The following is a 9682-nucleotide window of genomic DNA, read 5'->3' on the forward strand; positions in this document are numbered from 1 at the left end:
TTGTCATAGTCGCCCTTTGTGCATCCTCAGCCAGGGCTGACGCTATTTATCACGAGGTCTGCCTTACCTTCGTTCTTGACCTTGAAAGCAAAGCGAAGCGGCGTGCCGGCTTTCACTTCGCCGAAGTCGTGTGTAAACGAATCGATAACCAGGATTGGTGCGGCGCCCGACGGAGTGCTCCGGCCGTTCGGCTTCTCCTGTGCGCCGGCCGTCAGCAAGCTTACCGTCAAAAGCGCTATGGCAAACATTGTTCTGCAAACCTTCATAAGTGATTTCTCCAGCTATCAGAGGGTGACGTACCGGAAGAGTCTATCAGATGAAATGTAGCGATGTCACAATCTTTTTCTTCCAGCGCGCGCCAGCCGGTCTTAGGGCGCTGTTGCATAAACCGGGAACCTCCGAACATCCACTGTTGGTGTGGTAAAGTAGAGGCCGATGAGGGTTATTCCGCTTGGCACAAGTTCGGGCAAGCCTACTCTGAAGCGAAGCGTGAGCGCGCTTGCTGTGGCGCGCGAGTCGGAATGGCTGCTGTTTGATTGCGGTGAGGGCGCACAGATGCAGATCGCGCGCGCCGGTCTGAGCACCAGCCGCCTCGCCGCGGTGTTCATTACTCATTTGCACGGCGACCACTTCAACGGCCTGCCTGGACTTCTCTCGACGATGGGGCTTGACCGGCGCACTCGGGACCTTGGGCTCACCGGACCGCGCGGAATCCGCGACTATTTGGATATGCTCGAGCGGTTGAGAGTTGTGTTCTTGACCTATCCTGTCGAGCTCAGGGAGTTCAACACGCTTCCGGATTCAAGTATCGTCTACCAAACAACGGAATACACGGTAACCGCACTTTCGCTGGATCATCGAGTGTTCGCGTTGGGCTATCGCATCGACGAACAGCCTCGCCCGGGCCGGTTCAATGTCGAACGAGCGCGCGAGCTAGGGGTGCCCGAAGGGCCGCTGTGGGGCCGTCTGCAAGCCGGCCAGGACGTTAGCCTCGCGGACGCCGGTGTTGTCCGCCCATCCGATGTGCTGGGCCCAGCACGACAGGGAAAGTCCGTGGCCTATTGCCTCGACACGCGGCCCTGTGAGAACTCGCTTGAACTCGCGCGAGGCGTTGACCTGTTGATTCACGAAGCGACTTATACCGAGGAGTTCGCCGCCGAGGCTCAGCAGTATGGCCACTCCACTGCGGCCCAAGCTGCTCGTACTGCTCGCGACGCAGGAGCCCGTCGATTGCTGATTACTCACTTTAGTTCTCGCTTTCCAGACGCGACCCCGCTTCTTGAAGAAGCGCGCGCGATTTTTCCCGATACCATCCTGGCCGAGGACCTGATGGAGATTGAAGTCTAAAATGATTGTCGCGATAGGAATCGACCTGGTTGAGATCTCTCGCATCGAGGAAGTCTTCGCGCGCCGAGGCGACCGCTTCCGCGCCCGGATTTTCACAGAGGGAGAGATTGGCTACTGTGAGCGTCGCGCCTCGAAGCTTGCCAGTTACGCTGCTCGGTTCGCGGCAAAGGAAGCGGCGATGAAGGCGCTGGGCACCGGCTGGTCAGACGGCGTCGGCTGGAGGGACATCGAGGTCGTCAGTGAGCCGAGCGGTGCGCCGACGATTCGATTTCACGGGAGAGCCCTCGAACGGATGAGCGAGATCGGAGGGACGAGGGCCCTCGTGTCGCTGACTCATTCGGCTAATCTGGCAATGGCCCAGGTTGTCCTGGAGGGTGATCCGGCAAGGGCAGTGTTATGCGCCGCGCCCGCTGATGCCCACGTTAGATAGCAACTCGCAAGCAAAGGTCAAATAGCAAGATCACAGGTTGGGAAGGTGGGCTTGCCCGCGCTTCGGTTGAGTGTCTGCCCGTGACAGGCGGGGGCAAGCCCACCTTCCCAACCTGCGATCCTTCTCTGTTCTTGATTTCATGCGAAGGAGAGGAACTCGCGAAGGGTGCTGCCCAACTCATGCTCCCGCAACTTCGCGAGCGCACCCGCTTCTATCTGGCGCACGCGCTCGCGAGTGACTGATAGGTCTTGCCCGATCTCCTCGAGCGTCCGAGGCGTAGAGCCTGCTTCCAAACCATAATGCATTTTTAGTATCTTCGCTTCGCGCGGCGCCAGTTGCGCTAACGCCCGCTTGATTGCGCTGCGCCTTGACCAGTTGAGCGCCGCATTGAACGGATTCGCATAATCACCGTCGTCGATGAAATTAACTGCGGTCTCGCCGTTGTCGTTAGCCGGGACGTCGAGAGTCAGAGTGTGCTGTGCGAACCCCAGGGCCTCGCTCACTCTGTCCGGCTCTACCGCGAGTCGCTCCGCTATCTGGGCCCCGGTCGCTTCGGCGCTAGTCTCTTCGCGAATTGCACGCGACACGCGAGAGGCCTTGTTTATCAGCGCGAGTTCGGATGCGGGAAGCCGCACGATGCGGCTCTGCGTATCGAGTGCACGCGACATTGACTGGCGGATCCACCACATCGCATAGGTAGAAAACCTGAAGCCGCGCCGCCACTCGAACTTCTCCACCGCTCGCATCAATCCGACATTGCCTTCTTGAACCAGGTCGAGGAACGGCAGGCCTCTGCGCGAGAACTGACGCGCCACGGAAATCACGAGCCGCAGGTTTGCTTCGGTCATCTTCTGCTTGGCTGCGTTCAGCTCATTGATTGCCGCGGTGACCTTCTTTGAAAGATTGATCAACTCGCAATTCGAGACCAGCCCGCTCGCGAGGACCTTCGCCACCGACGCTTCCAGATCGAAATCTTCTTTCTGCTTCGTCGCCGGCTGCAACCCCGTTTCGTCCTTCCGGTCAGACCCTTTCGCGCTCATCCGCCGAGCGAGACAGCCGCCGGCGTCCACTAGCGCGACCAAGCGACGCTCTGCAGCAGGCTTGAACGTGATTGATCTAATCGAGCGAGATAGGGCCACCCGCCTCCTGGCGATTGCAGTTTGAGTGGTGTGCTTCTTACGCGCGCGTCGAGTCGATACGATCTCGAGGGAAGTCACATCGCGATATGTGGATTCGATCATGGCCAGGGCAGGATCCGATAGTTCCGAAACCAGCACACGCGTCGATGCGTAGCCTTCAACCACCGCTTTCTCGATCACGTCCGCGGGACTTTCCAGACCGCGCTGAAAGGCTCGCCTGAGGTGCAAGCAATAGTCGGCGACGATCAGCGATCTCGAAAGCAGCCTCATCAGACGGATTCTCGCTCGCTCGATACGCCTGGCTGCCGCAACTTCTCCTTCGGCGGTGAGCATTGACGACCGGCTGGCCTCGCGCAGATACAGCTTGAGAAGGTCCGTCCGATCGACGTCCTCTGCATCCTCTGCCTGCTCGTGCTCATCTGCAAAGCCGAATGTTTCCTCGCCGTTGACTTCACCCTGGCCGTGTTCGAAAGCGCTTTCAGTCTCTTCGATAATCATTGCCGTTCTCCTCGCCGGGATTGCGAGTTCAGGTTATCTGAGATCTTCGGACCTCTACGGTTTTGATTGTAGTCGGGGCTCGAGAACAAGAAAAATTAATAAAACTAAAATTGAATTCGGACCTAGCTAATACCGGGTCCGTCTGTGAGAGACGAAATGGAAGGGCGTTGAGAAGCGATCGGCGAGCGGCGATTCATTTCGTCCAGGCGCTGATGGGCGATCCTTCTCGAATGATGGTCTCCGTGCGGTCCGGCCCGGTGGAGATTAGCGCGACCGGCGCGCCGCATAGTTCCTCGACGCGGCTGATGTAGTCTTTGGCAGCCTGCGGCAATTCGTCGAACTTTGTCGTGCGGCTCGTTGTGACTTTCCAACCAGGCAGGGTTTCATAGACCGGTTCGCACTCGGCCAGCACGCTCGCGCCGTAGGGCATATCTGCTAACAACTCGCCGCGGCAACGATACCCAGTCGATATGTTGATCTCTTCGAACTCATCCAGCACATCGAGTTTAGTCAGCGCGAGAGCGTCAAACCCGTTCAGCATCACCGCATACCGCACTACCGTTGCGTCGAACCAGCCTGTTCGGCGCGGCCTGCCGGTCACCGCACCGTATTCGTTCCCGCGCTTCTGCAAGTAGGCCCCGTGTTCGTCTAATAACTCGGTGGGGAATGGACCGCCTCCCACGCGGGTGGTGTATGCCTTCGCGATCCCCAGAGCTCCGGTTATTTTCCTCGGCGCCAGACCCAGACCGGTCGCCGCGCCCCCGGCAGTGGCGTTTGATGAAGTGACAAACGGATACGTGCCGTGATCGACGTCGAGCATCGTCCCCTGCGCGCCTTCAATCAACACGGACTTACCATCTCGCGTGGCTGTGTTGATCATCGCCGCAGTGTCGCGGATAAAGGGCTTGAGGCGCAACGCGTCAGCGAGGAAATCATCAAGCGTGGAATCGACATCCATCGCCTGAACATTCATCGAGATCAACTCGAGGTTTTTCTCCTTGATGTTTGCTCGAATCTTCTCGCGCAGCAGGTCCGGATAAAGCAGATCACCCGCGCGGATTCCGGTGCGCGAGGCTTTGTCTTCATAAGCCGGCCCTATTCCTCGCATCGTAGTGCCCACGCTGTTAGCGCCCAGGCGTTCTTCGCGAGCCCGGTCGAGGGTTACGTGATAAGGCAGTATCAAGTGAGCGCGACTCGAGACGAACAGACGGCCCTCGCATTCGACCCCCAACTCTCGAAGCTCTTGAAGCTCGGAGTTGAACGCGCGCGGCTCGACGACCACCCCGTTGCCGATTACGCACGAACATTCGTCGTGGAGAATGCCGGAAGGAATGAGCCTCAGAATGAATTTTCGATCGCCTATGCGGACGGTATGGCCGGCGTTGTGGCCGCCTTGATAGCGAGCGACAATGTCAAAATGCGGCGCTAGTATATCGACGACCTTGCCCTTGCCTTCGTCGCCCCACTGGGCGCCCACTACGACGACGTTTTTCATGTCAGCCTATTTACCCGCGAGTCTCTGAAACAGGTTGCCGGAGCCACTCTCGCAGCTCTATTAGCAAGGCGGCGATGTCCTGCGCCGAAACAAACCTGCAGGCGCACACTATTTCTGACAACGTGTGCGCCTGCTGTTTCGGTGTAGCTGGCCCCGATCGCGGCTCAAGAAACGGTGCCGAGCGCGCGGTCAATCATGCGGGCGATATTGTCTTTGGACGTGGCGCCGACAACCCGATCCGTCTCGGTGCCACCCTTGAACAGGATCAAAGTCGGGATGCCCTTTATGCCGCAACGCTGAGCCGTAGGGTTGTTGTCGTCGACGTTCAGCTTGACGACCTTTGTCTTGCCCTGATACTTCTCAGCCACTTGTTCGACCGCCGGCGCCAGCATCTTGCACGGATGGCACCATTCGGCCCAGAAGTCTACCAGGACCGGCTGGTCTGATTTGAGAACTTCCTGCTCGAAGTTCTGATCGGTCACATCACTCACTAACTCGCTCATCACCACCTCCGAGATTCAATGCTTAGTACCGGCAGCAGCGAGCCGGTTTAGACCGTTGCGGAAGCTCCGACACCTACCAGCCTTTGGTAGAGCTCGACGTAGTGCCGCGCCGACTGGGTCCAGGAATAGTCTGCGCGCATACCATTGAGCATCAGTACCCGCCACAGATCGCGCTCCGCGTATTCCTGAAGCGCTTCGTGTATTTTCTCGAGCAAGCGCTCCGCGTCGTACTCATAGAACTTGAACCCGTTGCCGCGAAGTGGAACACGCTCGAAGTTCTCTATCGTGTCGTCCAAGCCTCCCGCCGCACGGACAATCGGCACCGTGCCGTACTTCAGCGAATACATTTGGTTCAGCCCGCAGGGCTCGAATCGTGAGGGCATCAGGAACATATCCGCGCCCGCCTCGATCTTGTGAGCCAGTTCGTTGGAGAAGCCCAAATACACGCCGACCTGAGAACGTCGCGCGTCGCGCAACGCTTGAAAGGCACGCTCGTAAACTTCTTCGCCGGACCCGAGAAGCACGAAGGCGACTCCTGCATCAAGCATTGTATCCGCGATTGAGAGAATCAGGTCGAAACCTTTTTGGTTTGACAGCCTCGATATGCAACCGATCAACGGGCGATTAAGGTCCTCGGGCAGCCCGAACGCGCCGAGCAGATCGCGCTTGCACTCGAGCTTACCGCTCAAGTCAGCAGCAGAGTAATTTCCCGCAATGTACTTGTCCGTTTCCGGGTTCCACTCATCGTAGTCGACGCCGTTGAGGATACCGAATAGATCATGGCGCCGCGCGCAAAGCACTCCGTCGAATTTCTCGCCGAACTCGGGCGTTTGAATCTCCGCGGCATAGCGAGGGCTGACGGTCGAGATTGCGTCCGAAAGAACCAGACCCGCTTTGAGCGCGCTCGCGAGATTGTAGAATTCGATACCACCTTCCGTTCGATCGATCCAATCGGGCAGACCAAACTTTCCTAGCTGGCCGGGATCGAACAAACCGGGAAACGCAATGTTGTGAACGGTGAACAGAATCTTCGTCCCGTCGAAGGCCGGATCGCCGTTGTAAACCGTCTTCAGATACGCGGGTACCAGTCCGGTCATCCAGTCGTTCAAGTGGATGATGTCGAAGTGCTCGCCAAACGCTTTTGCCAATTCGAGCAGTGCTCGGCTGAAGAATGCGAAGCGCTCTGCATCGTCAGGCTCTCCGTAGAGCTTTCCTCGCGAGAAGTATTCGGGTGCATCGATGAAGTAAACCGGGACTTCACCGGAACGATCAACATAAACCGCGATGCGACGCACGCCGAAATTGAAGGGCACGGCAATCTCGCCGGGTAAGCGCTCGCTGATCGCTTCGATCTTCTCGAGTTTGTAGCGCGGCATAACGACCCGAACCTTATGTCCGAGCCGCGCCAGCGCCTTCGGCAGGGCGCCCGCCACGTCTGCTAGCCCGCCGGTTTTTGCGTACGGTACGACTTCCGACGCTGCCAGTAAAATATTCAAAAGCGCGCTCCCATTGTCAGGAATCTGTGCCGCATCCGAATGAAAAACAGTAGCCGACCGCGAATGAAGTTGTCAAGAATACGGGCTCCGAAGATCGGCCTGAACTGAGATCGCTTCGCTAACGAAAACTTTGTCATCAACCACAGCGAGAAAGACAGCGGCATCCTGAGTTTCCACAGCGGGATTTCGTTCACTTGTGCTGGCTTCTCTGTTGGTGTAACGGTGAAGAAGATGGAGGATGGTAATGTCCGGGTTCAGCTCAATACACAGGTAAAGGCTTGGGTAACTTTGGTGCCGGCGGGTGAATCGCCAAGAAGTTTTTCAAGGGAGTCGAGATGTCTCTGAAGGAGGGAAGGCCAAGCTATATAGCCCCAATCACGAAGCCGTAGATTCTAGATCGCGAATCCGACGAAGGATATTGCTTTGTTCTGCCTCCGTTTGGAGTCTGCCTCGATTTAGAGCATCTATCTTGTCGCCCATCACTATGAATCCTTTCTCCATTTTATCTGATAGGCTCTCCATTCTATCTGATAGGCGGGCATCGACGTCCGCAAGATCACGTGCGAGTCGCGACTCTATTGCATCAAGCCGAGTATTGGTCGCGTCAATACGGGCATTTGTCTCATCAAAGCGTGTCTCCATGCTTTGCTTCATCTCTTCGACAAGCCGAAACAAGTCCGCTATCATCGGCTGAGTAGTTTTGCCGTCGCCGTCTCGCAGTTCTTTAGTAAGATCGTCGCTGCTCATTGACTCCTTTGTTATCATTGCACAAGCCGAGAATGTCAAGACCAAGCGTTATTATATTTGGCGATGTCTTAATTTAATCAAGACACCGGCCGTTATTTTGATTTCTACGCAATTCTTCAGCATTGAAAGTCACGCGAAGGAAGTCGTCAAAAAAACGGGCTCCGAAGATCAGCCTGAACTCAGACCAATACAGGCCGGGGAGTGAATGAGTATCGTTGCCCACCTGCCCTTAATATGGGTTACTCCTATGCGCTCAGCCAGCAACGACAACCGTAGCTTTCGATCGGCCCCATCACCGCCGTTTACGTGCGCGCCTATCTTGCGTATCAAATCTCCGGTAGCTGATTTCACCTTTCTTAGTGAAAATTGAAAGCAATTGTTATAGAATGCGAGCCGCCACGGAGACACAGGTTCCCCTGTCCGCCAGCTTCAATGTGGCGACAGCGCAAAAGTCATTAGAATGTGAGCTAAAGGACTAGCCGGAAGTTAGGTTCGCAATCTAGTCCACAGAAAGAACGCAAGCGCAAGCATCAACGCGCTTGAGCCGAAGGCGAACCGAGAATTGCGATCTCTTCAGCGAAAGATTTCTCTGACCGAATTGACAGAGGTAGCAAATCTCTCTGCTTCTCACCTCACTCGGCTCTTCAAGATTCAAACCGGACTAACCTCGGGCGAATATCTCAGACGACTCAGAATGGAAAAAGCCGCTCACCTCCTGGCAACAAGTGTACTGAGCATCAAGCAGATCATGGCACTGGCAGGCTACAACAACAAGACACACTTCGCGCGCCATTTCAGAAGGTCGTTCGACCTCTCACCCTCCCAATACAGGAGGCGCATCTCAACCTCATAGCGAAATGGTGATATCGGATTACAGATAGTGATATTCGCTGCCCCTTTGTTGTTGTAGGACGCAAGGTATCGTGTGATACTTTGCCTTCCCTGGCGGCTCTGTGCGAGTTCCTACAGAAAACAGGCCGTCCTCTGGCTGACCGAATAGCTGAAATTGAGAATGGTGCGCGTGCTCAGCCGCGAGCACGCGCACCCGAGGGTACCGTTTCTCCTTTAGCGGCTAGAAGGGTACGCCTCGCGGCGAGGACCGACACCCAGGAAGTCCGAACTGCGCGGCGTTCCCTCTTTTTTTCCACCGCATTAATAGTCCCTTCTGGCTATGAAGTCAATGCTGCTAATAGAATCCCCGGCCCTCGCGAAAGTGTTCGCCGAAGTCTTTGAGAAACTTGGCTGGACTGTTGCTATCTGCACTAGTCGCGACTGTGCAATGAGCCAAGTGGCCGGAAGTGAGCCTTACGACCTCATTCTACTGCGCTATCCTGTGCCGGGAACAAATGGAGTGCAGCTTGTTAGGTTCATCCGGTCGCTTGAGCACCGGATGACGACTGCCGTTGTGATGGTCACTGGTATCGGAGAGGTAACAGACGAAGCGAAAGCGGCGGGCGCCGATGAGGTCTTAATCAAACCCGTTAACGTGAGCGCCCTGATCTGGGCTGTGAACAAGCACGTCTCGTGAATTGGTAATCAGTGGTAAGTCAATGGTCGGTAATCGGCGGACGTGCGGTCACGGCTGAGAATTTAATTCTTTGAAAGTCGGATTATTCGGATGGCGATTCGCGTCTAGGAGTAATAGCGAACAAATGAGCTACGAGGCTTCTTAACAAATCAGAGTGTTTCTTAGTTCTCGCTAGAGCCTACAAGTGTCTTGGTCAACCGACGGAGCTATGAATCGCTTAAGTTTGTTGAAGCTAGAACTCAGTAATGTAAAGGAGAGAGGATGTCAGGAAAGAAAACCAGCCAGAAAAAGCGGTCAGGTTTACTGACGCGGCGCAGGCCCCAAGTCGTCATTGCCGTTGGCTTCGTGCTGAGCCTGATCGCAGCCTTGACTATGCTGGCTAACTCTGGCGCATTCGATTCTTCGCTCAGGCAAAAGGGTAAGCAACGGCAAACAGTATCGCTGGCGAGCCTGAACTCGAACAGCCCGTCGAAGGAATACATCTACGCAGGCGGGCGGC

General features: G+C 56.2%; 10 protein-coding genes. 4 read left to right on the top strand and 6 right to left on the bottom strand.

Annotation, left to right across the window (positions count from 1 at the left end):
• Positions 1–26: 26 nt before the first annotated feature.
• Positions 27–266: a DUF1573 domain-containing protein gene (locus tag AABO57_27205; GenBank protein MEK6289418.1), complete on the bottom strand. Its 240-nt coding sequence runs from the start codon at positions 264–266 to the stop codon at positions 27–29.
• A gap of 169 nt (positions 267–435) precedes the next feature.
• Here AABO57_27205 and AABO57_27210 point away from each other — a divergent pair, with 169 nt between their 5' ends.
• Complete coding sequence (locus AABO57_27210; GenBank protein ID MEK6289419.1) at positions 436–1347, top strand: ribonuclease Z; 912 nt, start codon at positions 436–438, stop codon at positions 1345–1347.
• 1 nt (position 1348) lies between these two features.
• Complete coding sequence (gene acpS / locus AABO57_27215; GenBank protein MEK6289420.1) at positions 1349–1777, top strand: holo-ACP synthase; 429 nt, start codon at positions 1349–1351, stop codon at positions 1775–1777.
• A 137-nt stretch (positions 1778–1914) separates the two neighbouring features.
• Here acpS and AABO57_27220 read toward each other — a convergent pair whose 3' ends face one another.
• The 5 genes from AABO57_27220 to AABO57_27240 all read right to left on the bottom strand — a co-directional run bounded on the left by AABO57_27220 (position 1915) and on the right by AABO57_27240 (position 7655).
• A complete protein-coding gene (locus AABO57_27220) occupies positions 1915–3414 on the bottom strand; it encodes an RNA polymerase sigma factor RpoD/SigA (GenBank protein ID MEK6289421.1) in 1500 nt (499 codons plus the stop codon).
• A 193-nt stretch (positions 3415–3607) separates the two neighbouring features.
• Positions 3608–4909, bottom strand: coding sequence for an adenylosuccinate synthase (locus tag AABO57_27225; GenBank protein MEK6289422.1), 1302 nt, complete (start codon positions 4907–4909; stop codon positions 3608–3610).
• Between the two features lie 164 nt (positions 4910–5073).
• Entirely contained in the window at positions 5074–5412 is a 339-nt protein-coding gene (gene trxA / locus AABO57_27230; protein MEK6289423.1) for a thioredoxin, read from the bottom strand.
• 47 nt (positions 5413–5459) lie between these two features.
• On the bottom strand, positions 5460–6908 hold the full coding sequence (gene glgA, locus AABO57_27235) for a glycogen synthase GlgA (GenBank protein MEK6289424.1): 1449 nt from the start codon (positions 6906–6908) through the stop codon (positions 5460–5462).
• Between the two features lie 375 nt (positions 6909–7283).
• Positions 7284–7655, bottom strand: a complete 372-nt coding sequence (locus tag AABO57_27240) for a hypothetical protein (GenBank protein ID MEK6289425.1) — start codon at positions 7653–7655, stop codon at positions 7284–7286.
• Positions 7656–8835: 1180 nt separating this feature from the next.
• On the opposite strand from AABO57_27240, the gene AABO57_27245 reads away from it, so the two are divergent.
• Entirely contained in the window at positions 8836–9183 is a 348-nt protein-coding gene (locus tag AABO57_27245) for a response regulator (GenBank protein ID MEK6289426.1), read from the top strand.
• A 261-nt stretch (positions 9184–9444) separates the two neighbouring features.
• Positions 9445–9682: hypothetical protein (locus AABO57_27250; protein MEK6289427.1), on the top strand; the 238-nt coding region annotated here is incomplete at its 3' end.

The organism is Acidobacteriota bacterium (assembly GCA_038040445.1).
Taxonomy (GTDB): domain Bacteria; phylum Acidobacteriota; class Blastocatellia; order UBA7656; family UBA7656; genus Onstottus_A; species Onstottus_A frigus.

Bases quoted from the DNA above. Each gene is read 5' to 3' on its own strand.
- AABO57_27205 (MEK6289418.1), bottom strand. From the start codon at position 266: ATGAAGGTTTGCAGAACAATGTTTGCCATAGCGCTTTTGACGGTAAGC.
- AABO57_27210 (MEK6289419.1), top strand. From the start codon at position 436: ATGAGGGTTATTCCGCTTGGCACAAGTTCGGGCAAGCCTACTCTGAAG.
- acpS (MEK6289420.1), top strand. From the start codon at position 1,349: ATGATTGTCGCGATAGGAATCGACCTGGTTGAGATCTCTCGCATCGAG.
- AABO57_27220 (MEK6289421.1), bottom strand. From the start codon at position 3,414: ATGATTATCGAAGAGACTGAAAGCGCTTTCGAACACGGCCAGGGTGAA.
- AABO57_27225 (MEK6289422.1), bottom strand. From the start codon at position 4,909: ATGAAAAACGTCGTCGTAGTGGGCGCCCAGTGGGGCGACGAAGGCAAG.
- trxA (MEK6289423.1), bottom strand. From the start codon at position 5,412: ATGAGCGAGTTAGTGAGTGATGTGACCGATCAGAACTTCGAGCAGGAA.
- AABO57_27240 (MEK6289425.1), bottom strand. From the start codon at position 7,655: ATGAGCAGCGACGATCTTACTAAAGAACTGCGAGACGGCGACGGCAAA.
- AABO57_27245 (MEK6289426.1), top strand. From the start codon at position 8,836: ATGCTGCTAATAGAATCCCCGGCCCTCGCGAAAGTGTTCGCCGAAGTC.